The organism is Methylomonas fluvii, from assembly GCF_014850975.1.
Classification (GTDB): Bacteria; Pseudomonadota; Gammaproteobacteria; order Methylococcales; family Methylomonadaceae; genus Methylomonas; species Methylomonas fluvii.
This window is the reverse complement of the sequence record NZ_JACXST010000001.1, coordinates 726,404-750,324: the sequence shown is the minus strand read 5'-3', so window position 1 is coordinate 750,324 and position 23,921 is coordinate 726,404. Positions and strand designations below refer to the sequence as shown.

26 protein-coding genes are annotated in these 23,921 nt (G+C 51.8%); 14 read left to right on the top strand and 12 right to left on the bottom strand.

The genetic code is table 11. The features are described 5' to 3' along the window. The first annotated feature begins 116 nt into the window (after positions 1-116). From EBB_RS03565 to EBB_RS03525, 9 genes are all read left to right on the top strand, one after another. On the top strand, positions 117-2,003 hold the full coding sequence (locus tag EBB_RS03565) for an ATP-binding cassette domain-containing protein (protein ID WP_192392500.1): 1,887 nt from the start codon (positions 117-119) through the stop codon (positions 2,001-2,003). A 2-nt stretch (positions 2,004-2,005) separates the two neighbouring features. Further along, on the top strand, positions 2,006-2,515 hold the full coding sequence (locus tag EBB_RS03560; protein ID WP_192392499.1) for a hypothetical protein: 510 nt from the start codon (positions 2,006-2,008) through the stop codon (positions 2,513-2,515). A gap of 8 nt (positions 2,516-2,523) precedes the next feature. Beyond that, positions 2,524-2,967: a universal stress protein gene (locus EBB_RS03555; protein ID WP_192392498.1), complete on the top strand. Its 444-nt coding sequence runs from the start codon at positions 2,524-2,526 to the stop codon at positions 2,965-2,967. Further along, positions 2,960-3,487 carry a bifunctional adenosylcobinamide kinase/adenosylcobinamide-phosphate guanylyltransferase gene (gene cobU / locus EBB_RS03550; protein ID WP_192392497.1) on the top strand — a complete coding sequence of 176 codons (528 nt, stop codon included), beginning with the start codon at positions 2,960-2,962 and terminating at the stop codon, positions 3,485-3,487. The genes EBB_RS03555 and cobU overlap by 8 nt, the downstream gene beginning before the upstream one ends. Positions 3,488-3,494: 7 nt before the next feature. Beyond that, on the top strand, positions 3,495-4,535 hold the full coding sequence (gene cobT, locus EBB_RS03545; protein ID WP_192392496.1) for a nicotinate-nucleotide--dimethylbenzimidazole phosphoribosyltransferase: 1,041 nt from the start codon (positions 3,495-3,497) through the stop codon (positions 4,533-4,535). 176 nt (positions 4,536-4,711) lie between these two features. After that, the gene (locus EBB_RS03540; protein WP_192392495.1) at positions 4,712-5,125 is read left to right on the top strand and encodes a TM2 domain-containing protein; all 414 of its coding nucleotides are present in this window, start codon (positions 4,712-4,714) and stop codon (positions 5,123-5,125) included. A 2-nt stretch (positions 5,126-5,127) separates the two neighbouring features. After that, positions 5,128-5,850 (top strand): adenosylcobinamide-GDP ribazoletransferase, encoded by a 723-nt coding sequence (locus EBB_RS03535; protein WP_192392494.1) that lies wholly within the window; start codon positions 5,128-5,130, stop codon positions 5,848-5,850. Beyond that, complete coding sequence (bluB, locus tag EBB_RS03530) at positions 5,847-6,560, top strand: 5,6-dimethylbenzimidazole synthase (protein ID WP_192392493.1); 714 nt, start codon at positions 5,847-5,849, stop codon at positions 6,558-6,560. The genes EBB_RS03535 and bluB overlap by 4 nt, the downstream gene beginning before the upstream one ends. Next, positions 6,550-8,034 (top strand): cobyric acid synthase, encoded by a 1,485-nt coding sequence (locus EBB_RS03525; protein ID WP_192392492.1) that lies wholly within the window; start codon positions 6,550-6,552, stop codon positions 8,032-8,034. Before bluB ends, EBB_RS03525 begins: the two co-directional genes overlap by 11 nt. 296 nt (positions 8,035-8,330) lie before the next feature. Here EBB_RS03525 and EBB_RS03515 read toward each other — a convergent pair whose 3' ends face one another. After that, complete coding sequence (locus EBB_RS03515) at positions 8,331-8,774, bottom strand: winged helix-turn-helix transcriptional regulator (protein ID WP_192392490.1); 444 nt, start codon at positions 8,772-8,774, stop codon at positions 8,331-8,333. A 104-nt stretch (positions 8,775-8,878) separates the two neighbouring features. Between EBB_RS03515 and EBB_RS03510 the strand changes: the two genes are divergently transcribed. The 4 genes from EBB_RS03510 (at position 8,879) to EBB_RS03495 (ending at position 12,746) form a co-directional block, all read left to right on the top strand. Then, a complete protein-coding gene (locus EBB_RS03510) occupies positions 8,879-9,724 on the top strand; it encodes an oxidoreductase (RefSeq protein ID WP_192392489.1) in 846 nt (281 codons plus the stop codon). Between the two features lie 195 nt (positions 9,725-9,919). Further along, the gene (locus EBB_RS03505) at positions 9,920-10,939 is read left to right on the top strand and encodes an NADP-dependent oxidoreductase (RefSeq protein WP_223146794.1); all 1,020 of its coding nucleotides are present in this window, start codon (positions 9,920-9,922) and stop codon (positions 10,937-10,939) included. A gap of 54 nt (positions 10,940-10,993) precedes the next feature. Then, complete coding sequence (locus EBB_RS03500; RefSeq protein WP_192392488.1) at positions 10,994-11,791, top strand: SDR family NAD(P)-dependent oxidoreductase; 798 nt, start codon at positions 10,994-10,996, stop codon at positions 11,789-11,791. 361 nt (positions 11,792-12,152) lie between these two features. Beyond that, a complete protein-coding gene (locus tag EBB_RS03495) occupies positions 12,153-12,746 on the top strand; it encodes a hypothetical protein (protein ID WP_192392487.1) in 594 nt (197 codons plus the stop codon). Between the two features lie 31 nt (positions 12,747-12,777). Here EBB_RS03495 and EBB_RS03490 read toward each other — a convergent pair whose 3' ends face one another. The 7 genes from EBB_RS03490 to amoA form a co-directional block, all read right to left on the bottom strand. Next, positions 12,778-12,918 (bottom strand): hypothetical protein, encoded by a 141-nt coding sequence (locus EBB_RS03490; RefSeq protein ID WP_192392486.1) that lies wholly within the window; start codon positions 12,916-12,918, stop codon positions 12,778-12,780. A gap of 325 nt (positions 12,919-13,243) precedes the next feature. Further along, on the bottom strand, positions 13,244-13,750 hold the full coding sequence (locus tag EBB_RS03485; protein ID WP_192392485.1) for a DUF1993 domain-containing protein: 507 nt from the start codon (positions 13,748-13,750) through the stop codon (positions 13,244-13,246). A 67-nt stretch (positions 13,751-13,817) separates the two neighbouring features. After that, positions 13,818-14,198 carry a tautomerase family protein gene (locus tag EBB_RS03480; protein WP_192392484.1) on the bottom strand — a complete coding sequence of 127 codons (381 nt, stop codon included), beginning with the start codon at positions 14,196-14,198 and terminating at the stop codon, positions 13,818-13,820. Between the two features lie 20 nt (positions 14,199-14,218). Then, complete coding sequence (locus tag EBB_RS03475; protein ID WP_225587222.1) at positions 14,219-15,481, bottom strand: MFS transporter; 1,263 nt, start codon at positions 15,479-15,481, stop codon at positions 14,219-14,221. 232 nt (positions 15,482-15,713) lie between these two features. Beyond that, positions 15,714-16,487: a bacterial ammonia monooxygenase, subunit AmoC gene (gene amoC, locus EBB_RS03470; protein WP_192392483.1), complete on the bottom strand. Its 774-nt coding sequence runs from the start codon at positions 16,485-16,487 to the stop codon at positions 15,714-15,716. Positions 16,488-16,503: 16 nt separating this feature from the next. After that, positions 16,504-17,742: a bacterial ammonia monooxygenase, subunit AmoB gene (amoB, locus tag EBB_RS03465; RefSeq protein WP_192392482.1), complete on the bottom strand. Its 1,239-nt coding sequence runs from the start codon at positions 17,740-17,742 to the stop codon at positions 16,504-16,506. Between the two features lie 11 nt (positions 17,743-17,753). Continuing rightward, entirely contained in the window at positions 17,754-18,506 is a 753-nt protein-coding gene (amoA, locus tag EBB_RS03460) for a bacterial ammonia monooxygenase, subunit AmoA (protein ID WP_192392481.1), read from the bottom strand. A gap of 251 nt (positions 18,507-18,757) precedes the next feature. Here amoA and EBB_RS03455 point away from each other — a divergent pair, with 251 nt between their 5' ends. Next, positions 18,758-19,693 (top strand): LysR family transcriptional regulator, encoded by a 936-nt coding sequence (locus EBB_RS03455; protein WP_192392480.1) that lies wholly within the window; start codon positions 18,758-18,760, stop codon positions 19,691-19,693. Here EBB_RS03455 and EBB_RS03450 read toward each other — a convergent pair. From EBB_RS03450 to EBB_RS03435, 4 genes are all read right to left on the bottom strand, one after another. Then, the gene (locus EBB_RS03450; RefSeq protein ID WP_192392479.1) at positions 19,690-20,784 is read right to left on the bottom strand and encodes an L-dopachrome tautomerase-related protein; all 1,095 of its coding nucleotides are present in this window, start codon (positions 20,782-20,784) and stop codon (positions 19,690-19,692) included. The genes EBB_RS03455 and EBB_RS03450 overlap by 4 nt on opposite strands. 358 nt (positions 20,785-21,142) lie before the next feature. After that, positions 21,143-21,364, bottom strand: a complete 222-nt coding sequence (locus EBB_RS03445; protein WP_192392478.1) for a hypothetical protein — start codon at positions 21,362-21,364, stop codon at positions 21,143-21,145. Between the two features lie 166 nt (positions 21,365-21,530). Continuing rightward, positions 21,531-21,692: a hypothetical protein gene (locus EBB_RS03440; RefSeq protein WP_165385901.1), complete on the bottom strand. Its 162-nt coding sequence runs from the start codon at positions 21,690-21,692 to the stop codon at positions 21,531-21,533. Between the two features lie 776 nt (positions 21,693-22,468). After that, positions 22,469-23,803: an ImmA/IrrE family metallo-endopeptidase gene (locus EBB_RS03435; RefSeq protein WP_192392477.1), complete on the bottom strand. Its 1,335-nt coding sequence runs from the start codon at positions 23,801-23,803 to the stop codon at positions 22,469-22,471. Positions 23,804-23,921: the final 118 nt, after the last annotated feature.

Genomic DNA, 23,921 nt, shown 5'->3' with positions numbered 1-23,921 from the left:
AAGCCCGCAAACAGACGGCTCTGCGTCGTCACGTAAACTGCAAAAGACGCGCAACCCCCTCCCGCGCTAAAATCCCCCTATTGTGCGACGTCGCACTCAGCCAACTTTCGACCATCATGCTCAATTTCAAGAACATCGCCATCCGTCGCGGCAACCGTTTGCTGTTTAGCGAGGCCTCTTTCACGATACATAAAGGCCAAAAAATCGGTCTGACCGGGGCCAATGGTGCCGGCAAATCCAGCCTTTTTGCGTTACTGCGCGGCGAATTGCATGCCGACGAAGGTGATTTTTCCATGCCGCCGAATCTGGAAATCGCCCATGTCGCCCAGGAAACCCCGGCCTTGGAATGTTCAGCCATCGATTATGTGCTGGACGGCGACAGAGAGTTACGTGCGTTGCAGGCAAAGTTGCATACGGCCGAGCAAGCGCACGACGGCATCAAATTGGCGGAGCTACATGCCGCTTTGGATCATGTCGGCGGATACACGGCGCAAGCTCGGGCGTCGCGTTTATTAAACGGTCTGGGTTTTAGCACAGAGCAAGAAAGCCGGCCGGTCAGCTCATTCTCCGGTGGTTGGCGTATGCGTTTAAATTTGGCGCAAGCGCTGATGTGTCGTTCCGATGTTTTACTTTTGGACGAGCCCACCAACCACTTGGATTTGGACGCAGTGATTTATCTACAGGATTGGCTCGGTAAATACCCCGGCACGCTGCTGTTGATTTCCCATGATCGCGATTTTCTGGACACCATCACCGACCACATCGTGCATATCGAGCAAAACAGAGCCGAAATATACACGGGCAATTATTCCGACTTCGAACGCATGCGCGCCGAAAAACTGGCTCAGCAACAAACCGCCTACGAAAAGCAGCAGCGTGAGATTGCCCATATCCAAAGCTTTGTCGACCGCTTTAAAGCGCAAGCCACCAAAGCCAGACAAGCGCAAAGTCGTATCAAAGCTTTGGAGCGCATGGAGTTGATTGCTCAGGCCCATATCGATTCGCCGTTTGGTTTTAGTTTTCCGCCGCCGAAGAAAATGCCCAATCCGCTGCTGAAAATCGAAGAAGCCGACATTGGCTACGGCGATAAAGTGGTGATCAAAAACGCCAGCCTGTCGATTGCGCCGGGCGACCGTATCGGCCTGCTCGGCCCCAACGGCGCCGGCAAGTCCAGCCTGATCAAAGTACTTTCCGGGCAAATGCCGGCATTGACTGGTAAGCTACAAACCGCTCAGGATTTGCATATCGGCTATTTCGCCCAGCACCAACTGGAATTGCTAAACCTTGAAGAAAGCCCGCTCTGGCATTTGCAAAAGCTGGATAAACAAGCGACTGAAAAAGATTTGCGCAATTTTTTGGGCGGCTTTGATTTTCGCGGCGACAAGGTCAACGATCCGGTAGGACCGTTTTCCGGCGGCGAAAAAGCCCGCTTGGTGCTGGCGATGTTGGTTTATCAAAACCCGAATTTACTGCTGTTGGACGAACCGACCAACCATCTGGATTTGGAAATGCGCCACGCGCTAAGCGTGGCTTTGCAGGAATACCAGGGCGCTCTGGTGGTGGTTTCGCATGACAGGCATTTACTGCGTTCGGTGACCGACCAACTGTTATTGGTGGCCGGCGGCAAAATCCAGCCGTTCGATGGTGATTTGGACGATTACAAGCAATGGCTGGCCGAACAAAAGAAAGCTGGCGACGAACCGATCGCCAACGACAATGGCGGCGGGGTGTCGCGCAAGGATCAGCGGAAACTCGATGCGGAGCGCCGGCAGCGTTTAAAGCCGTTGTTGGACGCGGTGAAAAAAGCCGAAGCGGCGGTGGAAAAGTTTCATCAGCAACAGCGGGATCTGGAAGAACAATTGGCCGACCCGGCCATTTATGCCGAGGAATATAAGGAACAATTAAAGCAGTTACTGAGTCGGAAAGGCCAAATCGATAGCGCGCTGGAACAGGCCGAGATGGATTGGCTGGCAGCGGAGGAAAACCTACAACAAGCGGAGTGATCATGTACCAACTGATGGTGTTGTTTTTTGAGATTTGCATTATGCGCAAAGGCCCACAGGATGTGCCGGCGTCGCCTTGGTTAGTGCGGCTGATGTTCATACCCTATTTGCTGGTTAATCTATTGATTTTGCTGCTGGATAGCGATTGGTCGCATGCCCTGCTGCAAATTGCAGCCGAGACGGTGTTGATGATAGGTTTTTGCTATCCGCTACTCTATTTTTCCGGGAAAACCGCCCGTTTTCCGCAAACCCTGACGGCATTATTGGGTTCCGATGTGGTGATTAGTTTGTGCGCCATTCCGGCGGTCGCCAGCCTTAATACCCAGATCAGTCAGGTGGCATACATCGCGATGATCGTGCTGATGGGCTGGCATTGGCTGGTTAACGGCAATATTTTTCGGCATGCCCTGGATAGACCGTTGATGTTCGGCTTGGCGTTGGCTTTTTTATATATACTGATTTCCACACAGGCAATGACGCTGTTATTTACCGAGATTGCCGTTAGCGATTAGGAGGATGTATGACGATGTATAAACATGTTTTATTGGCCGCCGATTTTTTTGAACATGGCGGTCAAGTTGCCGAAAAAGCCAGGCAAATCGCCGAGCAAGCCGCAGCTCAACTGAGCTTGGTACATGTAGTCGATAATTTGCCGATTACCGACCCGGCCTATGGCCCCATCATTCCCTTCGACTTGGATCTGACCCAGGAGTTGATGGATGCCACCAAGAAACGCCTGCACGAGCTGGGCGAGAAACTACAGGTTCCCGCAGAACGGCAACATCTGGAAATGGGTAGCCCCAAGCTGGAAATCGTCCGGGTAGCCGAAGAGATTCAGGCCGACTTGATCGTCGTGGGTTCGCACGGCCGCCATGGTTTTGCTTTGTTGCTAGGCTCTACTGCCAACGGCGTGCTGCATCACGCTAAGTGCGATGTACTGGCGGTGCGGTTAGCGGATGATTGAGCTGGTGTTGGGCGGCGCCCGTTCCGGTAAAAGCCGCTATGCCGAGCAACAAGCTTTGGCCTCAGGCCTGCCGGTGGTCTACATCGCCACCGCTGAAGCCGGCGACGACGAAATGCACAGCCGCATCCAGCACCATCAACAACGCCGGCCGCCGCATTGGTTAACCGTTGAAGAACCTATCGCCTTGGCGGATGTGATTGGCGACTATGCCAGCAAACAACATTGCTTGCTGGTGGACTGTCTGACACTTTGGTTATGCAATGTGTTATTCGATAAACAAGGCAATCTGCAAGAACAGCGCTATCGGCAACAAACCGATGCATTATGCGCGGTGCTGGCGGCCGGCAGGCAACGGGTGATTATGGTCAGCAACGAAGTGGGCCTGGGTGTCGTAGCCGCCGACGCCATGACGCGCCGTTTCGTCGATGAAGCCGGCTTTTTACATCAAAGACTCGCGCAAATCAGCGATAAAGTGGTGCTGGTCACCGCCGGTTTGCCGCAAATCCTCAAAGCCCTCTAATTTCATTATGCACAGTTTATCCGCGCCGATTACCGCGCCTGACGCCACTTATTACCAACAAGCTTTAAGCAGGCAAGCGCAATTGACCAAGCCGCCCGGCTCCCTGGGTTTGCTGGAGGATTGCGCGGTCAGGTTGGCGGCGATGCAACGCCGGGCAATGCCTAAACTGGAAAAAATCCATGTCAGCGTATTTGCCGCCGATCACGGCATTGCCGAGGAAGGCGTGTCAGCGTTTCCGCAAGTAGTGACGATGGAAATGGTAAAAAACTTCGCGGCCGGCGGTGCAGCGGTGAATGTGCTGGCCCGACATGTCGATGCCTATTTCGAAGTCGTCGATGTTGGTCTATTGCAACCAGTGGCCTTACCCAATGTAATCAACCATCAAGCCGGCGCAGGCACCGCCAATTTCTCACGGACAGCGGCGATGAACGACGAACAGTTAACTATCGCGTTGGCCGCAGGCCGATCTGCCGTCGAGCGGGCGGTAGCGAACGGGGCCGATTTGTTTATCGGCGGGGAAATGGGCATCGCCAATACCACCAGCGCCAGCGCATTGGCGGCCGCCAGTTTGCGGATACCGGCCGCCGACATTACCGGGGCCGGCACCGGTTTGAATGCCGGACAAATCGACCACAAAGCCCGCGTTATCGACTCGGCCTTACAGCACCACCATGCCGTTTTGCAGTCGCCTTTGGATATTTTAAAAACTTTGGGCGGATTTGAAATCGCCGCGCTCACCGCAGCCTATATCAGCGCCGCGCAGCAAGGTTTGCCGGTGTTGATAGATGGTTTTATCAGCAGTGTCGCGGCGTTGCTGGCGGTAGGGATCAATCCCGGCTGCGTGGACTGGTTTTTTTACGGCCACTGTTCCGCGGAAAAAGGCCATGCCCGTGTCCTGCAAGCCTTGAACGCTCAGCCGTTGTTGAATCTACAGATGCGCTTAGGCGAAGGTAGCGGCGCGGTGTTGGCGGTACCCTTACTGCAAATGGCCTGTCGTTTACACAATGAAATGGCCACATTCAGTCAGGCGCAAGTCTCTACCGCCTGAAATAGGCTTGCTTTGGCAATCTGCTTCAGGCGCAATGGCGGGGCCTTGGGCTTTCCCGTATCATTAGCCGCGAAAAATAAGCTGCGCTGACGTCGAGCTTGCTTTGAGACCGGCAGTTGTCCCCCAATGGCAGCTGCACATAATAATAAAAACATACAACTGATTTGGTAAACAACATGCTAGGACACATAGAAAGTTACGATGAAAGATGCCAGACCGGCGTGATCAAATACGAAGGTCAATTCTACGAATTCCACCTGGATCAATGGACATCGGAAGCGCCGCCCAAAGTCGGCGACGATGTGGATTTCGATCACGATGAAGATAAAGTCACTGACGTCAGCCTGGTCGGCGCTTATCTGATGGAAGCCAAGCCAGTCAAAAGCAAGTTGGTCGCGGCTTTGCTAGGGATCGCGCTCGGCGCGATCGGCTTGCACCGGATTTATCTGGGCTTTTATTTCCTCGGCTTCACCCAAGCCGTAGTCACGCTGGTTACCGGCGGTTTTGGCGTCATGTGGGGATTCATCGAAGGCGTGTTGATTGCAACCGGCCATATCTACAAAGATGCCAAGGGACGTCATCTTAAATAATCGTGGATGCTTTTCTGCTTGCCTTGCAATTTCTGACCCGCATCCCCGTTAGTTGTCGTGACGAAGCGGGCGCTCCCTTATTGGGGCGTTCGGTTTTGTACTATCCGGCGGTCGGCCTGCTGCTGGGCATGCTACTAAGCTTGCCGCCGATACTGTTTGCCGGCAGTTCGCCCATGCTGTTGGCGGCTATCGTATTGACCGGCTGGGTATTACTAACCGGCGGCCTGCATTTGGACGGTCTGGCCGATTGCGCCGATGCTTGGGTCGGCGGCTACGGCGACAAACAGCGTAGCCTGCAGATCATGAAAGATCCGGCTTCCGGGCCGATTGCGGTTAGCTTGCTGGTGCTGGTTTTAGTCCTGAAGTTTGCCGCGCTGACCGCCATGTTCGAGCAAACTCGCTTCGCCCCTTTGCTGCTGGCTCCCGTTTTAGGGCGAGCCGCAATTCTGGGTTTGATGCTGACAACCGACTATATTCGCCCGCAAGGCCTGGCCGAGGCGCTATTGCAACAATTGCCAAGAGCGCATGCCCAAGCGGTATTGGTGATTAGCCTCCTGACTGCCACGGTGTTTTTAGGTTTACCGGCTGTACTGTTCACCGGTGTTGTATTATTTTGGGTACGGCAAACCGCGGTCTCGCGCTTGGGCGGGGTAACCGGCGACGTTTACGGTGCGGCGGTCGAGCTAACGGAAGCCGCCGTGCTAATGGTTGCCATGCTGCAATGACACAGCAATCGCCGCGTTCACCGGCAACTCCCGAGCACAAATCAGCACCGCAAGACGCCTCTGCCGCGCACCGTTTTCCCGACCACCAACTCGCCGGCGTCTATCGTGCCATTGCCGAACGCCGCGATATGCGGCATTTTCTTTCCGATCCGGTGGATGCCGAGATCTTGTCTCGTCTGTTACAAGCCGCGCATCAAGCCGGCAGCGTCGGCTTGATGCAGCCTTGGCGCTTTATCCGCGTCACTGATCGCCGTTTACGTAACGATATTTACGCGCTGGTCGAACAGGAAAGGAAACTTACCGCCGAAGCCCTCGCCGAACGGCACGATGAATTCATGAAGCTTAAAGTGGAAGGCATACTCGATTGCGGAGAATTGCTGATCGTCGCATTGCCGGACCGGCGCGAACAACACATTTTCGGTCGGCGCACGCTGCCGGAAATGGATTTGGCCTCGGCGGCCTGCGCGATTCAAAACCTGTGGCTGGCGGCCCGCGCGGAAGGCCTGGGGCTGGGCTGGGTATCTCTATTCGATCCGGATGCGTTGGCGCAACTATTGAAAATGCCTACCGGTAGCCGGCCGATTGCGGTGCTTTGCTTGGGCCATGTCGCCGAGTTTTACCCCAAACCGATGTTGGAACTGGAAAACTGGGCATCGCCGCAACCTTTATCGGCGTTTGTCTACGAAAACGGCTGGCCCGATGCATCCTAAGCCACCTTTCCAAGCCCTAATGGTGCAAGGTACCACCTCCGATGCCGGCAAAAGCACCTTGGTAACCGCCTTGTGTCGTTATTACCGGCGTCAAGGTATTGCCGTCGCGCCGTTCAAGCCGCAAAACATGGCATTGAATAGCGCGGTAACGATAGACGGCGGCGAGATCGGCCGCGCCCAAGCCGCGCAAGCCGTAGCCTGCGGTTTGCCACCGCATAGCGATATGAATCCGGTGCTGCTCAAGCCCAATACCGACACCACCGCGCAAGTCATTATTCACGGCAAAGTCCTGCAAAACCAATCGGCCAGCCAATACCACGATTATAAAAAAGTCGCCAAGCAAGCGGTTCTGGAATCGTGGCAACGCTTGGGCGCTCAATACCAGATGCTGATCGTCGAGGGCGCCGGTAGTCCGGCGGAGATCAATTTACGCGCCGGCGACATCGCCAACATGGGCTTTGCCGAAGCAGTGGATTGTCCGGTAATTTTGATCGCCGACATTGATCGTGGCGGCGTGTTTGCGCACTTGGTCGGCACGCTGGAATTGCTGTCGGCAAGCGAACAACAGCGCGTGATCGGTTTTGTCATCAACCGCTTCCGGGGCGATATTGCGCTGCTAAACCCCGGCTTGGACTGGCTGGAACAGCGAACCGGCAAGCCGGTATTGGCCGTGCTGCCATATCTGCACGATCTTTATCTGGAAGCCGAAGATGCTTTATCCACTCGGCATGCCCAACAGGGCCAAACCGGAGCTTTTCATATCGTCGTGCCGCATCTGCCCAGCTTCAGCAATCATACCGACTTCGATCCATTGCAATTGCACCCCGGCGTTCAGGTCAGTTTTGCGAAAAGCCCGGACCAGGTAGCCGGTGCAGACTTGATTGTCCTGCCCGGCAGCAAGTCGGTGCGTAGCGATTTAGCTAGGCTTAGGGAGCAAGGCTGGGACAAATTTATTGCTCGCCATTTGCGTTACGGCGGCAAGCTGCTGGGGATTTGCGGCGGCTTTCAGATGTTGGGCAAAAGCATAGACGACCCGCTCGGACTGGAAGGTCCGGCCGGTAGTGCTGCCGGCCTGGATTTATTGGATATGCAGACGGTTTTGCAAGCGGAAAAATGCTTGAAACAAACCACCGGCACGTTTTATGGGCAAGCTACGCAGGTGGCGGGCTACGAGATTCATATGGGCGTCAGCAGTGGTCCGGCACTGGCACAACCCTTATTTTCGCTAGCGGATGGTAACGATGGCGCCGTTTCGGCAGACGGGCAAGTAGCGGGTAGCTATCTGCACGGTTTATTCGATTTGCCCGCCGCCTGCGATGCGCTGTTGCATTGGGCAGGCTATCGGCAAGCGCAAGCCCTGGATTTCAACGCCGTGCGCGAAGCCGGTATCGAGCGTCTGGCCGATTGTCTGGCAACGCATTGCAATTTCGCCTTGCTGGAAGCGCTGGCGACATCTACCGGTCGAGCTTGCTGACGATCAACCGTTGCAGCCGATGGCTGAAATATACGCCATTTCCGACAGCGGATTTTTGCATAAACCCCGTTCTTTTTGGCTACGCATTTCGGCGCTTCTTTGCAGTCCTTGAATCGTTTGCCGGAGCGAATGCTGGTCGTAAACCACCAGGCTCAACTGATGGCTTTGAATTTATTCCAGTATTCGTCCGTGAACAATTGTCGTGACAGCGCTGGATTATCTTTTGATTCAAAAATTCAAGCCATTGGGCCAATCAGTTCGATTTCAAGGCTAGCATTCCAAAACGGCAACAACCCCTAGTCGCCATCCGGTTCGGCAATGCATATTGGGCGATCCCCGATCTTTATCCCGGTGACCTCGTCCACAAGCACCGGTCTGATTTCTGCACCCGTTTCGGCATCCAAGATGCGCACCAGCCGGCCCTCGCCGCGATATTTACGTCCCCAGGCACCAATCGTGAACAGCACCGGCAGAAAATCGCGGCCGGCGGCAGTCAACACATACTCCTCGCGCGGCGGGCGCTCCGAATAAAGCCTTTTTTCCAATAATCCTTCCGCTGTCAGAGTCGCCAATCTTCGGGTCAGGATCGCGGGTCCTATTCCCAGGTTTTTCCGAAACTGGTCAAAGCGGGTGAGGCCGAAATGGGCGTCCCGCAGGATCAAAAGACTCCATGCGTCGCCAAGGAAAGCCAAGCAGCGCGCGATTGGACAAGGGTCATCACAAATATTTTTATCGTTCATACAATTTTGGTAGTGACTTACTTTCAAATTGATAGTAACATTACTTCCGAAATGATAGTAACACTTAGATGATAGACAATCCACCCCGCAAGGAGATTTGAGTTATGAGTATTAAACAAAATATTAGTGTCGCGCTGGTTACCGGCGCATCCTCGGGCATCGGCGAAGCAACCGCTCTGCGGCTGACGGCGGCAGGCTACAAGGTTTATGGAACCAGCAGACGGGGTGCCGTCCAAACGGGTCAACGTTCTTTTGAGATGCTGCCTCTCGACGTGACTAGCGATGTCTCCGTCGAAGCCGCCGTTAGCGAGGTGATGCAACGGGAAGGACGCATTGACCTGCTTGTGAACAACGCTGGTTTCGGGGTTGCGCCTGCTGGCGCGGAAGAGAGTTCGATCGAACAGTCCCAGTCGGTTTTTGATACGAACTTCTTCGGTATCGTCCGCATGACTCGTGCCGTTACACCCCATATGCGGCACCAAGGCAGCGGTCGCATCATCAATATTGGCTCCGTGCTTGGCGTATTGCCGATGCCGTATATGGCGATTTATGCCGCGAGCAAGCACGCGATCGAAGGCTATTCGGAATCGCTCGACCACGAGTTGCGTACCAGAGGCATCCGAGTCTCCGTCATCGAGCCCGCATACACAAAAACGAAGTTTGACGCGAACCTTCTGGCTGCCGATTCGCAGCTTGAAGAGTATCACGAAACCCGCACGGTCTTGGACAAGGTGCTGGGGGAAGTGATGGCTATTGCCGACGAGCCGGAAGTCGTGGCCGATGTTGTGTTGAAAGCAGCCAGAGCGGCTCGTCCGAAGCTCCGATATACAGCGGGTGGTCTCGCTAGGCGCTTGAGCTTGCTACGCAGATTCGCGCCTGCTCGCGTATTGGACGCGGGGCTTCGAAAAGATCTGCGGCTAGACGCAATAAAAAAACCACAAATGTCATGAAGGCGTTTGTCGTCCATCGTTATGGAAAGAAAGGCATGGCAAATAACCGAAATACCCAAGCCCAAACCGGTCAATATCGAAGTATTGGTCCAGGTGCATGCCGTCGGCGAACGTCCCCTAGCCTGCGCCACGACTGCTTCCGCTTTATGCGAATCAACAACGATTTAGTCTGAACTTAGCAACAAGGAATTTTTTGTGAACAGCACCTTAACCATGAAAGCCCTCACCTTCAAACGCTACGGCAAGTCGCCCGAGATCGGTTTTTCCGACATTTCTCGTCCCACACCGAAGGCTGACGAACTACTGGTAAAAGTCCACGCAGCGGGCCTGAACCCGATCGACAACATGATTCCAACCGGGATGTTCAAGCCGGTCCTGCATTTCCAGTTGCTGGCCACGCTGGGCAGCGATCTGGCGGGTGTGGTGATTGAAGTCGGCAGCCGCGTGACTCGCTTCAAACCCGGCGATGCCGTCTTCGCCAGCATCTTCGATCTTGGCAAAGGGTCGCTGGCCGAATTCGCGGTGGTGCCGGAGAGCGCCGCCGCGCCGAAGCCGGCCAATCTGGATTTCGTGCAGGCCGCATCCATTCCGATGGTCGGGCTTACTTCCTGGCAAGCGCTGAAGGAACGCGCCAATCTTCGGGCCGGTCAGAAGGTGTTCATCCCGGCAGGGTCCGGCGGCATTGGCACCTTTGCAATCCAGTTGGCAAAGCACCTTGGCGCCACGGTGGCAACCACCACCAGCACGGGCAACGTTGAATTGGTGCGCAGCCTGGGAGCGGACGAAGTCGTCGACTACAAGAAGCAGGATTTCGAGAAAGTGCTAGGCGGCTACGACGTGGTGCTTGGCACGCTCAAGGGGGCCGAGCTCGAGAGAACCGTCGGCATCCTCAAGCCGGGGGGCAAGATCGTCTCTCTGATCGGGCCTCTGGATGCGGCGTTCGCGGATGCCAAGCGCTTGAATTTCTTCCTCAGGTTCGTATTCGGGCTGATGAGCCGCAAGATCATGCGGCTTGCCAGAAAACGGGCTGTCACTTATTCATTTCTGTTCGTGCGTCCCGATGGCGCTCAGCTCAGCGAAATCGGCAAACTCCTCGAAGCCGAGCGTATCAAGCCTGTGATCGACAAGGTGTTTCCGTTCGAGGAAGCAAAAGATGCGCTTGCCTACCTCGCCCAGGGACGTTCGAAGGGGAAAGTCGTCGTCAAGTTGCTGTGAACAGAAGACAACCCAAGCTCCACATTTTTCAAACACTTCCAAAGGTAAAAAAACATGACTTCATCTAAAAAAATCGCTGTTGTAACAGGTGCTTCTTCCGGCATCGGATCCATCTACGCCGATCGTCTAGCTCAACGCGGATACGACCTTTTGCTGGTCGCCCGGCGCGGCGACCGCTTGCAAAATCTCGCCGCCAAACTTGAGCAGGCTTACGGCATCAAGGCCGAAACGCGGGTGGCCGATCTTGAGAACGAAACAGATCTAGCGGGTCTTGAAGCCGTTCTCGCTGCCAATCCCGCTATCAGTTTACTGGTCAACAATGCCGGCATTGCCAGACTCAGCCCTGTGACTGAAGCGCCAGTGAAAGACTCCTTGTCGCAGATCGCGTTGAATATCACGGCGCTGACGCGATTGACGCATGCCGTGTTACCTGGGTTCAAGGCACGCAACGAAGGTGTCATTATCAATATCGCCTCGGTATTGGCTGTTCATACGTTTCCGGTGAGCTCGGTATACAGCGGCACGAAAGCGTTCGTGCTCAATTTCAGTCGCGGTCTACAGCAAGAACTGGCAAATACGGGGATTAGGGTTCAAGTGGTGTTGCCTGCCGCCACAGCCACCGAACTTTGGGATACCGCCGGGATGCCACTGACCGCGTTTCCAGAAGAAGCAGTGATGACTACCAAGCATCTTGTCGATGCCGCGCTGGCAGGGTTCGACCAAGGTGAATTGGTCACCTGGCCCTCCCTGGCTGACGCCGGGCATTGGGACCGATACGACGCTCACCGGTCCGAACTCTTCGCGGCGACGCAAACCGGCCAGTCCGCGCCACGTCTGGCTACGCCAGCCTGATTGTTTTCCATGTGAATAGCGCGAGCCATTTTTTGATAACTCCGCCTGCCGCTATAAATCGGAACTGGAAGGGCGCGGGACTGGTTGGCGCTCTGATGATGAGCGCCACAGTGATGTAGGTCGTCGTGATGTGGAAATAAAAAGGCTATTGGCAGAATGAGGTTGGAATGATGACCGACAGCCTTTATCATTGAACTCGATCAAGTGCTTGGAATTTGATTTTCTGATACCTCATGGCGTGGTTGGGTAGAGCTTGATCATCTTGTTACGACCCAAAAGCGACAATCACAATAGTTTTTCCAATGACAGCAAAAAAACCCTAAGCCGATGTTAGGTTAGCAAAAATAATGGGTAGAGTGATATGAAATTCAAAACTGGTGATTCCACAGATATTGCATTATGTATTGCATTGAAACATGAGTTTTTACGTTGCGATGATTCTTTCAATGATTTTGCAGAGTCTGCAAAAACCATGATTATGACAGGCGAAAATCGGCGTATTGCATACAAAACATATAATGCCTACGCTAGATTTATTCACCATCTCTATGAGTTTATGTTAGGGGCAATTTCAAGAGAGCGTAATAATACTGAAAAACTATCTTTTGAAATGGCGGATAAATATGTTTCCAGTCATACACAACGCATCTTAACGAATAGACGACAAGCAATTATGAATGGTACAGCCCCGAATTGGGAGAATCATATTAGTTACTATCCAGAAAAAATACCGGAGGCGTTTGCTGAAGATTTCCGACAGGCTAGAAATAAAGTTAGTGCACATGTTAGCCACCATAGATCAGATTTAAATTTATCTGATTTTTATGAGAAAAACCATATGTATCTTGGATTGCTATATTTTGATATTAAAAGTTGGTGGGGAAGAATGGGGGATGAATTTCCTGATCTTAAAGAAGTTACATCCTTCTCCGTTCTTATAAAGAATACTCTCTAACCCATAAATAAACCGGTAAACCGGTTCCGCCTTACAGACTTCGCCGCGTGCCATCCGCACCGTCGAACGGCGCTCGGTAGCGGGAATCGCCTGTACGAAACGTATCTTGATGGCTTTCCAGCGATTGGAGCCCGGTAGGGTACGCACCGCGTACCTTCTGACTTTTGCTCATCCATGATGGCTCCGATGGTACGCGGTGCGTACCCTACATCTATTATGCAATTAGCCTTTGTCGAGGGTTATAGGCTCCAAACCAGGCATACAGAAAGGACAGTAGGATGCGGTTAGGCACGAACTGCATCGTTCGCGATTGATGTGGTTCACATTGTTCACCGCATCCTACGAACTGGATTGCCTTGCCACGAATCAGCCATAACTTGAAATCCAAGTCGTGATCAAGACTCTGCGTATTCCAGGTCAAGGAATAGAATCACCATAGGCAAAACGATCCATTTTACCTATGGAAAACAAAAGACATGGATAATTCAATCGCGGAATTAATCACCCCCCAAAAAGTCCAATTTCCCCAATTCAATCCCATTGTGCCTAAGGATTGCGTAAGTCATCGCGATGTGGAAATAAAAATTTGGCAGGACAAAATCTAGCAAGTATGGAAGACCGACAAAGTTTTTCTCGGCGCCGCCAATCTTGAAACTAATATCAAGGTTTTCTTTGCCATTTATTTGTTCCGGGGTTACATCTTGGATAAAAGCGATGGTTTTGGATATACGAGCCTGCAAATCGGCAAATGTGGTTTCATTGTCTTCATAGCATGGGACCTCTAATCCCGCCAGGCGGGCCGCACAGCCTTTGGCCATATCCGTTGCAATTTGAACTTGTTTGCTGAGCGGAAACATATCGGGGGCCAAACGGCAATTTATTAAGACCGATGGATCAATTTTTTTCGCTTCGGCATGGATTGCGGCTTTATCAAGTATTTTCGATAAATTGCCCAGCATTTTGATAAAAACTGGTATTGACGATTGATACATATCGATTGACATAATAGCCTCCTTATTTTGTTAAAAATATTTAATCAGCTTGGTGAAATACTGGAGAGTTGACCACTTATTAAGCATACTGCGCAATGCCATTCCCGAACGACCAATTTTCCTTTTTGACTTCAACGAGACTTATTAAGACATCTTCTCTGCGTATATCTAGCTGATTATGCAGGCTATCGGCTATATTTTTATAAAGCGACTTCTTTAAGCCGACATCCCTGCCTTCATTCAAGGTTATTTGTATAAAAATAATACCGTCGCTACGATGTATGCCAAGATAATTGGAATCGTAAATTAAAGAATTATTATCATGCTCGGTAATAACCTGAAAACGATCTTTTTCGGGTACGCTGATTGTGTGCACCATTTCTTGGTGAACGATTTTGCCAATCTTTCTCCCGAACTCTTTATTTTCTTGCTTCATTAACGATATTCGAACTAGGGGCATGTTATTCCTCCAAAATTAAATTAAAAACGAACAGTTTGCGGCTCTCTGATAAAAAGAACGATGCCGGTTGCGACAAAAGCGAATAGGCCCGAGGCCACAAAAGCCAGGTGATAGTCACCCATCAGACTATGAACATACCCGGCACTGTAGGCGGCAATGGCCGCTCCGATTTGATGCGCGAAACAAATCCAGCCGAATACCACGCCAACGTTTTGTTTCCCGAACAAATCGGCGGTCAAGGCTGAAGTGGCGGGAATGGTGGACAACCAATTCATGCCGTAAATAATCGAGAACAGCATTAATTGCCCGGTGCTATCGATGCTGGGCAGAACGATTAGCGTTGCGCCTCTGACGAGGTAATAAAACGCCAGCGGCCAGCGCTTCCCGTACCGGTCGCATAACCATCCGGATAAAATGGTGCCGAACACATCGGCCGCGCCCATGACGCCTAAGGACATGGCCATGGTCATTTCGGTGAAGCCGTGTTCGATGCCGTGCGGAATCAAATGGGTCTGGAACAAGCCGGAGGTAGTTAAACCGCAAATGCCAAAACTCAAGGCCAACAACCAGAATTGCGGACTGCGCATGGCCGAGCGCATGGGATTTTGATCAGGCTTAAGCATTGTTCGATGAACGCCATGGTCGCCATAGGCCGACAGACCTTTTGATTCGGGATCGTCTCTTAAAAATTTTAGCACCAACGGTAAAGCCACCAGGCCCAAACCCACGGAGATAAACAGCGTCGCCGCGCGCCAGCCTTCATACACATTGATCTGCATGAGGACCGGGGTGAACACTAACTGGCCGGAGGAGAAAGCAGCGCCCAATATGCCTAACGCCAGCCCCCGGTGTTTATGAAACCAGCGATTAATCAACGCCGACCCCATAATCATGGAAGTGCCGCCCGAACCTGCGCCAATCAGCAATCCCCAAAGTAAATACAGTTGCCAGGACGCCTGCATAAAAACGCTGCCACCAGCGCCCACCACCGACAATATCAGGGTGATAAGGCTGATCCGTTTTGCGCCGTAGACATCCATCAATCGGCCTAAAAATGGCCCGGCAAGGCCAAATAACAGCAGGTTGAGTGAAATGGCGCCGCTAATGGTTTCCCGGTTCCAGGCAAACTCCTGTTCCAGGGACAGCATGATGATCCCTGGAACGGAGCGCAGTGCCGATGCCATAAACAAGCAAAGAAACGTGACCGCGAGTACGACCCAGGCATAGTGAACCGAATCAATGTGACTCTTTGGCATGGCGACATCAGACTTGGATTGAAACATGGTCGTGTGGGTTTAATAGTCAGGTTTTCCGTTTAAAGCGGGACACCTAAAGGCTTAACCTTAAAAAAAGTCCCAACTTAAACGGGAAGAGATTATTGATTATTAACCCGGCCTTTAAATACCGTTCGTCCTGAGCCCTTTGGCTGCGCTCAACGCGCCAGATCAGGCTTCGACAGGCTCAGCCCGAACGGTGTACCAGTATTAAATAGGGCCGGGTTAATAGTAAGCAGACCTATTCGGCGTCTTCGATTTTTTCCATGAGTTCGATCAGCCGCGTCACGCCTTGCAGCAGAATGCCGCCGACGCCCAACGCAAACCAAACCCCAATCACAAAGCCCCAATGAATCGGCGCGGCGAAGAATTCCTCTCTAAACCAGAAGGTATGTCCCCATTCGTTGAAGCCGACGCTGACCAAAATCATGAAGGGGCCAAACACCGCCAAGGTCAAAGGCAGCGATATGCCTTTGGCATACAAGGGCAAGCGGGTTCTGGCGTATAGCCAGGCGCAGCCGCCCAGGATCACGTACAACGGGAAGTTGAAATAAAACTCGATGATGTGATTGGCGGTAAACGGCGTATCGCGGATCGCCACCTGATGCCAGGAGTTGTCCTGTTCGGCAAAATAACTGCCTGCCCAGTACACGGCAAAGGTGTAAATGCTGATCCACATCGTCAAGGTGAAATAACGGCGAATTTCTTCCTTGGGTGCCAGTTGATCCAGATTGCGGTCGCGCGTGGTCCATAAGTAACCCCAAAAGCCGCTGACGACGGCGGCGAGAACCGCCAGTTCGATATAAAACAGCCGCATCCAGTATTGTTCGAACGCCGGTTCCGAGGAATCCAAGCCGTGCTCGATGGCAAAAGCGCCCTGATACAGGCGTAAACTGATGTAGATAACAGCTAATAGACCAAAACCTTTTAGGTATTTAGGTAAGTCAAGCAAATACCAAGGCAATGATTTGGGTTTTTCGGTGCTTAAGCTCACGTGTTCTGTCGTGGTAGCCATGATGTGTGCTCCTGAATTAATTGAATTTGGGAATGACGGCGGCGGAAATGCTGGAGATATAGCGTTTTCCCATCACATCGTCGTAAAGAAACAGCAGGCCACCCAGCCGGCTGTCCGCATCTTTGATCAGCCCATCCAGCTTTTCCGATTCCCAGGCCGCATCGCGCACTTCTACGGTGACGGTGCGTTGTTCGCCGGGGGCGATAGGTGTATTGTCACTCAGGCTCAGACCGTTATTACTGACATCATCCTTGCCGGGTTTGCTGTTCACACTGGCTAAGTCAGCGTTCATGAAATGCACGTTGGAAGTGGAAAATTGGCCGATCCTGACCGCGCCTTGGCTGCGATTGTCGATACTAAACTGCAACAGCATCGCGCGTTGCGCCACGTTGTATTCCGCTTTGAGCGTATCGACATTGACCAGTCCGGCATTGACTTGCGCCGGCAGAGGCAAAATCCTATCCAAGCCCGCTTGTAACGGGATGGCGTCCGGGTACTGGTTGGCGGTGACGGCATTCAGCGCCAACACCAATACCGGCACGCCGACTAACACCGCCTTGGCGATGGTTTTGTCCTGATCGGTGATCAACTCATGCTCCAAACCGGCATCCAGCATGCGGTAGCGGCTGATGAACAAGGGCCGGCGCACCCACCATAACAGCCAGGCAGCCGCCAATAATCCCCAGAACAGATGCCAGAACACGCCATTGGCAAAGCCGAAGCTTTCCATGTCGATCATTTCACCGTTGATGGTTTGAATGGTATTGCTAAAGTCCGCGGGATCGCCGCCAATGTCCAGCCACACCCCAGGCCCCATCACCTGACCGGCGTCTTTTAAATTAAAAAACGGATGGATGTGATAATGACCAGGCAAACGGCCTTTCATGACCACCTTGAACTCGTAGTCGCCACCCGGCTCCAGCGACACCGAGTTGGTCCAGGGTTTACCGTTCAGGTAGCGCTCGGTACGGATCAGCACCGGTCCTGGGGTGGAGATATTCAAGAAGCTGGCTTCCGGTTTCGGCACACTGATCGGCCAGTCTTCGGCAACATGAAACTTGCCGCTGACACTGACTTCATCGTTGACGTTGAATTTTTGCGTGGACCATTGCACGTCGTACCACTGGATGGTGCGCATCCTGATGAACGGCTCCAGGGCTTTTTCGCCATGGGCCTGCGCGGAGGGTACGGCAAATATCGACAATACGTTGATGCAAAGCACTGCCATCAGCCAAGGTTTAAAAAGTGATTTCATGACTGTGCTCCTTAGATTCTTTTCAGATAACGGGTGTCAGCGAACAACTTGCCGATTTTCCACCACAGCGGATACATCAATGAACACAACAACGCTGAACAAAATGCCGACAATGGCGTGGCGTACTGACCATAGGTACGCAAGGTACCGCGTTCGATGATGCGCAGGTATTCGGGCATGCCGGTGCGGATGTATTGGAAACCGAACACATCGGCCACCGAAAGCTGGCTATTGTGGTAATCGACCGCTTGGTGGAACATGCCGAAAATCGGCCAGTTGGTGGGGTAGAACAACAAGGCAAACGCGCCGCCGCCGAAAATCGAGGTGATGGTCAAGCTGTTGGTGAGCATCAACAAGGTATCCAATACCAAGGCACCCGGCACCATGGTCGCTGGCAGCACCATGTTGATGGGGAAGAAATTCCAGTAGTGATAGGCAAACACGCGAGTGACCCAGGTGCCGAGCAATAAGGCCGCGACGCAGAGCGTGGCGCCCAAAGGTAGCCGGAACTTATCCCATAACACAGCTTGAACAGCCGCTGGAAAGGTGATGCCGATCAGCGGTGTGACCAAAGGCCACCATTGCCGATCTTTCCAATCCACCCAGAAGTCCCAGTCGCCGACGGTCAGGGCAAAATGCAGATGGAACGAGCCGATGAATAAGAATAGGGCCAGCACCAGGATCAGATAATCGTAAGCTCTGGCTAACCTGGCTTTTTCGCCCCGATAAGGTTTGAATGTTGAAATTGGAATTTGTGCAGACATAGTAAGAATCCCCCGTAATATGCTTTAGTGAATGGCAGTCGCCATTGAGTATTTGGGCGCGCCGCCAACCGAAAAGCTACCCTTGGGGGGAGTTAAACCTTCTAGGCTTGGACGACGCGCTCGGGGTATAAGGTAGGGAGAAACGGCCTAGCTGTGAAATGGTGAAATTTCATCCGCTACCATCAAGACTGTTCATACCGGCCAGCAGCGATTTTGTTTAGTATGCAGCCGAATTTTTTGAGGAACTCAGGATGGCCAACCTACGCACTTTCGACTTAAACCTGTTGCTGGCTTTCGATGTTTTGATGCGGGAGCGCAATGTCACCCGCGCGGCGGAATGCATGTTCGTCACGCAGTCGGCGATGAGCCATACCTTGCACCGCTTGCGCCAGCAGTTGAACGATCCGGTCTTGGTTAAATCGCCCGCTGGCATGCAGCCGACCGCACTGGCGCTGGCCTTGGTGGAACCGGTACGCAGTCTGTTACAGGAAATGGAACGCTTGCTTGAGGCTCCGCAAGCCTTCGATCCAGCATCCAGTCAGCGCCGTTTCACCATCGCCGCGACCGATTACATGGAGTTTTTGATCTTGCCCGAGTTGTCGCAATTGATTGAGCAAACGGCGCCGGGCGTGGATATTCATGTCAAACGCACGGAATCTGCTTTTCCGTTGGCGCAGTTGGAAAACGGCAGTCTGGATGTGGTGTTGGGCTTTGCTTCGGTACTAAATCCGCCGGCGCATTTGCACTGCGAACATTTATTCATGGATCGCATGGCTTGCGTGGTTAGGCAGGATCATCCCTGCATCCAAGCCGCGCCGTCGTTGGAGGACTATTTGGCGGGGACGCACATGCTGATTTCCCGAACCGGCGATAAGTTGGGGGTGATAGACGAGAAATTGACCGAGCTTGGTCTGGAGCGGCGTATCAATTTCATCGTGCCGCATTTTCTATCGGCACCCTTGATCGTGGCCCAGACCCATATGATTTTGTCTTTGCCTTATCGCTTGGCCATCGCTTTTCAGAAACTGGTGCCGCTGCAAGTATTACCGGTGCCGGTGAGTTTGCCGGACTACGATTTGGCGATGATTTGGCATCCGCTATGGGAAAAAGACCCGGCCCACGGTTGGTTGCGTGAGCAAATCAACAGCATAGGCCGGAAAATAAGCGCATCTCAAATCAATCTTTAACGTCCCGGCAATCCGCCAGCCAAGGCTTTGACCTTCAACAGAAAGTAAGGCGGTTTGGATTGGTTGTCGCCGCCGTTCAGTGTGGCCGAACGATGTAAGCGATTCACCACTGCATAGAGTTGTCCGTTGGCACCAAAACTAAACGAGTCCACCCATGACAATCTTGGACACTGGGCCAATTGCCGGTATTGGCGGTTAGGCGCGATCACGCCAATCGCATTATTCGCCAAGTCCCCCAGATAAATATTGTTGTTTTCATCAATGCTGATGCCGTCCGAAATCGGTTTGTCGCTGTAGCGTTCCACCTGCTTCGCGAGTTCTTCAGGCGTTAACGACTCGTTGATCAAGTCCGCCGCTTTAATCCGGTAAAGACTGAGGCCGTGCATCGGGCCGAAATAGACCCATTCGTTGGCCAAATCTTCGGTAATCGGATTCACGCCAATATGCGGCTTCACCAATTCGCCCGTCGGAGTCTTGACCTGAATCGGCACATTATCGATGACCAAATCGACGTTCTCCGGTATCACACTTTTATGGCCTTCCAGCACCCGCCGCGCCGCGCCGGTGGACAAGTTGACCACGATCAAGCCGGCATTGGCACCGCCGGCCGGATCACTGATGAAGGCATGATTGTGGTGGGTGTCCAACGCAAAGTCGTTGACGAACGCATCTTTCGGGGCAATCGGGGCCGGCAGGTAAATTAGCCGCTGGAGTTTGTTGGTTTTGGTATTCCAGCCAACCAGCTTGGGCGTCACGCCGCTGCGCATGCCGTTGTCCAGCATCCAGACGACACCGTTGCTATCGGAGCGGATACCCAGCACCGAGTCGAGTTTGATCGGCGCAGTCGAGTCGGCCGCGGACAGCTCCTTATTAGGAAAAGGCAGCAAGGTTTGATCCTTGTATTCCACCACGGTGTATTGCGGTTGATAAAACTGATGTTGGCTCATGATGATCCGGCCGTTGGCCGTGGCCGTGACATTGCCTGGGCCGTTATCGAGGTTGGCGAATACATCAAAATTTGAATTGCCATCCGCCAAAGCCTCAAAGGCCGTAAACACCATGGCGGTGCAAAATAGGATTCCACGGTTCATTATCATCTCCAGTAAGTTGTTGGGTTAGGCAACACCATACTGGATCGTTAAACCCCTGTTAAATGACATCCATTCATCACGAACCATTCAGTACATTGATGATGATTTGTGTATTCAATTTTGGAAACGCAGCGGCAGCGAAGTGAAGGCTTTTAGTCCTCGATAGCCGCAGCGCCAAATTGCGGGAGAATCTAAATCAAGCCCTGGTTAGAGCGGAACAAGTGACACGGGTGCCGCTCGGGCTGAGCCCGTCGCAGCCCAGGCTGGGCCCCCTTCGATAGACTCAAGGCGAACGGTATTTAGGGGCCGGGTTAATCAATAACAACTCCCAGAAAAACGCCGTATTTGAATCTCTCCATTACATTTCAACATCCAATACATTCAAAACATCCGGCCTTTGTTGCACGAACACTTCTGGTCGCTGCAGTATTCGATGCCAATTGCGGCGAGTCATTTGTTCAATCCAGTTCAATACATCATCAAACTCGTCATCGCTCCATGATTCGATAATCGCCAGCGTGACGGGAGGCGCATATAAAAATTCAAGCGCACTTTTCATATTTGCGTAACGTAAATTCATGGTATTTCTCCTATGGCTTTATGCTTGGCAGTGAATGACTGTAAGGATCTTTAATGTGTCGACGAGTTAGCTTTGGTTATAAAACTTCCAATAAGGTTCCGCCAATGATTAGCAATGCCCGCATTTGAGTCTGCGCCACACGTTGCCTAGCGGTCGACCTACACTCTTAAACCCGCGCTGGCGTTGCTTGATTCAAGTTACTGGCCAATGATGCGGAACCAAATAAAAGTGTGGATAGGATAAATTGACCGGAGACGAAGCTGAGCACGCCGGTGACAAAAAACAAGCCAATCATTACGTCTCTATATATGTTTTTTGAAATATTCATGGGGTCCACCTTGACTATGTTTAGTCGTTTTGTAAGTACGACTTCACTATATACCTGCCAAAATTATTTACAATCAGGCATTTAATTCATTATTTGTTTCCTTTATGGAAACAAATTACCCGGAACTTTTGTAATCTGTAGCGCAAAATAGCTACCGTCATTCAAATTCGCGGAATTGTGTGAGTGGCAGGAAGGGTTAGCGGTTTGTTTGACGTGGGATTTTTGACCTTAGCGTGGCTGGGGTTGTGTTCCGAATTTGCCGAAGCTCAAGATTGCCAGCTGATTAGGTTATCAACGGACAAGGATAATTTTTCCGCGTAACGGTTCTGTGGGCGGGATTTGAGATTTCGGCGATAACGCCAATGCGGTTGGTGTTTTAGGTGTCGCTAGCGCGACGGCTGGTTTTAATGTCGGGTCTCGGCCCGACAGCCGAGTAACTTTTCTTTGTTTGGCCAAAGAAAAGTCACCAAAAGAAACGCCACCCGAATGCCGCTTATTCCCTGCGCTCCTCGCTTTTGAACGGGGTTGCCGAAAGGGGCTTCCTGCCCCTTCGGCAACGCGATGCATCCATGCATCGCCCCTAACGGGCTAATCCGTCCAAAAGCTCCGGTACTCGGCGCGGCATAAGGGAGAAACCCGCCGCAGATTTGAAATTCAATCTGGTACGATCAACGTAAAAAGTTGCGCATCCATAGGTTGTGCCGAGCCTGCGGCGAGGCGCAACGGTCGCGAACGAAGCGCTCCTAACTGTTCAGCACATACGAGCTTAATCTAGGCTATGAATCACCGACACTCCAAAACGTACTTGTAGTTTTTAGCCGCCTCAGAGATGTATTTTCACTCAATAGGCCAAGGTGTTTAAGTCTTATTTTAATTGCACTTCGAGAGACATTGAATTTGTTCATTATCGGTGTGGTGACCGCATAATAAGCGTCTACATTGCATGGCTGGTCATCTAGGTATAGCAGTCCGTACCCTCGATCAACAACTGCCCGCTTCGTAAGCTCTGATCGGAATGACATTAGTAATTGTTCGCTGGGAAGTAGCAAGCACGAGGCAAAATAGTTTGCCTGCCACTCCATACGTGCAATGTCTTTGATGCAAATATCTTCAGCACTTTCGGGCTCAATGTCTTGTTTATGGCATTTTTCTTTCGTCATATACCTTTGATGTCCAAGGATAAAGTGCCCCAATTCGTGAGCGACAGTAAATCTTATTCTTGGCTCTCCACCTGCCTGAACGTCGTCAATTTGTATTATCGGTGGATTAAACGAAATGGTACCAAGTACTCCCTTTGCCAAATTAGCTGTTCTCCTTACTTCTAGTCCTAAACCTATGGCTAGGGACTCGCAAATCTCATCTAGCGGTGCGGCGCCATCAACATAATTAACTTTTTTCAAGATATCTTGGGAGAGAGACTCTATTTCCTCGGTTTCTCTGTAAGAAACCAAGTAAGTATTGGACTGAGTTTCGCACCTTAGTCCTTCGAGTAACTCTGCTACCTTTCGGTCGGAGTCTAACTGAACAATTTCATTAAAAAACTGATTCAGCGAGTTCATGTAAGTGCCACCGATAAATCCATAGAAGTCAAAATATCTACTTACGTAATCTTGTAAATGCAGGCCCTTATATGTGTTGGAAAAACTTGAATTAGCAATGTTCCAAGGAGCAGTAATTGATGGGGAGCGTGTGAGTACCCAGTCATGCTCTTCTGGATCAAAATAACGCAGAAGCGCCATTCCTTTAGATTTGGCAAATTTGAATGTGCCTTCTTGAAACGCGTTCGTTGAAACAACTATTGATTTGGTGTTCGAAGGAGATACTTGCTCCACTTTCGCAAAGAACTCTTCTACATCGTCAACAGGTACACGGTGGTTATAATTCTTGCATTCAATGAGAACCAACATAAAAAGGGTGCTTTGCCCAGGAAACCGTATCTCTATGGAAATATCAAAGATAATTTCATTTTCTCGATCTTTCGAGTAATAGCCCTTCTTTTTGTAAATCTGGCAATGCTCGCTCCGGGCAGGGAATTGGCCTTCTGAGATCATTTTAGAAAACAAAGCATAAACTTGGTCTTCTAATTGGTTTCCTTTTACTGTCGTATCCACGGCAATTCTTATAGATTTTCGAGAGTGATTGGGTTAGCTAAAGTGAAATCCAGTCCTATAAAGAGAGATTATAGGGGGTACTAGGAATTCGCTTTATTACAAGGAATATTAGTCTTTA

What these genes read in the sequence shown, in the direction of transcription:
- EBB_RS03480 (WP_192392484.1), bottom strand. Translation starts at nt 14,198, where the DNA reads ATGCCCCTAGTTCGAATATCGTTAATGAAGCAAGAAAATAAAGAGTTC.
- EBB_RS03450 (WP_192392479.1), bottom strand. Translation starts at nt 20,784, where the DNA reads ATGAACCGTGGAATCCTATTTTGCACCGCCATGGTGTTTACGGCCTTT.
- EBB_RS03525 (WP_192392492.1), top strand. Translation starts at nt 6,550, where the DNA reads ATGCATCCTAAGCCACCTTTCCAAGCCCTAATGGTGCAAGGTACCACC.
- cobU (WP_192392497.1), top strand. Translation starts at nt 2,960, where the DNA reads ATGATTGAGCTGGTGTTGGGCGGCGCCCGTTCCGGTAAAAGCCGCTAT.
- EBB_RS03565 (WP_192392500.1), top strand. Translation starts at nt 117, where the DNA reads ATGCTCAATTTCAAGAACATCGCCATCCGTCGCGGCAACCGTTTGCTG.
- bluB (WP_192392493.1), top strand. Translation starts at nt 5,847, where the DNA reads ATGACACAGCAATCGCCGCGTTCACCGGCAACTCCCGAGCACAAATCA.
- EBB_RS03510 (WP_192392489.1), top strand. Translation starts at nt 8,879, where the DNA reads ATGAGTATTAAACAAAATATTAGTGTCGCGCTGGTTACCGGCGCATCC.
- EBB_RS03455 (WP_192392480.1), top strand. Translation starts at nt 18,758, where the DNA reads ATGGCCAACCTACGCACTTTCGACTTAAACCTGTTGCTGGCTTTCGAT.
- amoC (WP_192392483.1), bottom strand. Translation starts at nt 16,487, where the DNA reads ATGGCTACCACGACAGAACACGTGAGCTTAAGCACCGAAAAACCCAAA.
- EBB_RS03555 (WP_192392498.1), top strand. Translation starts at nt 2,524, where the DNA reads ATGACGATGTATAAACATGTTTTATTGGCCGCCGATTTTTTTGAACAT.
- amoA (WP_192392481.1), bottom strand. Translation starts at nt 18,506, where the DNA reads ATGTCTGCACAAATTCCAATTTCAACATTCAAACCTTATCGGGGCGAA.
- EBB_RS03475 (WP_225587222.1), bottom strand. Translation starts at nt 15,481, where the DNA reads ATGTTTCAATCCAAGTCTGATGTCGCCATGCCAAAGAGTCACATTGAT.
- EBB_RS03485 (WP_192392485.1), bottom strand. Translation starts at nt 13,750, where the DNA reads ATGTCAATCGATATGTATCAATCGTCAATACCAGTTTTTATCAAAATG.
- EBB_RS03490 (WP_192392486.1), bottom strand. Translation starts at nt 12,918, where the DNA reads ATGAGCAAAAGTCAGAAGGTACGCGGTGCGTACCCTACCGGGCTCCAA.
- EBB_RS03445 (WP_192392478.1), bottom strand. Translation starts at nt 21,364, where the DNA reads ATGAATTTACGTTACGCAAATATGAAAAGTGCGCTTGAATTTTTATAT.
- cobT (WP_192392496.1), top strand. Translation starts at nt 3,495, where the DNA reads ATGCACAGTTTATCCGCGCCGATTACCGCGCCTGACGCCACTTATTAC.
- EBB_RS03560 (WP_192392499.1), top strand. Translation starts at nt 2,006, where the DNA reads ATGTACCAACTGATGGTGTTGTTTTTTGAGATTTGCATTATGCGCAAA.
- EBB_RS03515 (WP_192392490.1), bottom strand. Translation starts at nt 8,774, where the DNA reads ATGAACGATAAAAATATTTGTGATGACCCTTGTCCAATCGCGCGCTGC.
- EBB_RS03440 (WP_165385901.1), bottom strand. Translation starts at nt 21,692, where the DNA reads ATGAATATTTCAAAAAACATATATAGAGACGTAATGATTGGCTTGTTT.
- amoB (WP_192392482.1), bottom strand. Translation starts at nt 17,742, where the DNA reads ATGAAATCACTTTTTAAACCTTGGCTGATGGCAGTGCTTTGCATCAAC.
- EBB_RS03500 (WP_192392488.1), top strand. Translation starts at nt 10,994, where the DNA reads ATGACTTCATCTAAAAAAATCGCTGTTGTAACAGGTGCTTCTTCCGGC.
- EBB_RS03540 (WP_192392495.1), top strand. Translation starts at nt 4,712, where the DNA reads ATGCTAGGACACATAGAAAGTTACGATGAAAGATGCCAGACCGGCGTG.
- EBB_RS03495 (WP_192392487.1), top strand. Translation starts at nt 12,153, where the DNA reads ATGAAATTCAAAACTGGTGATTCCACAGATATTGCATTATGTATTGCA.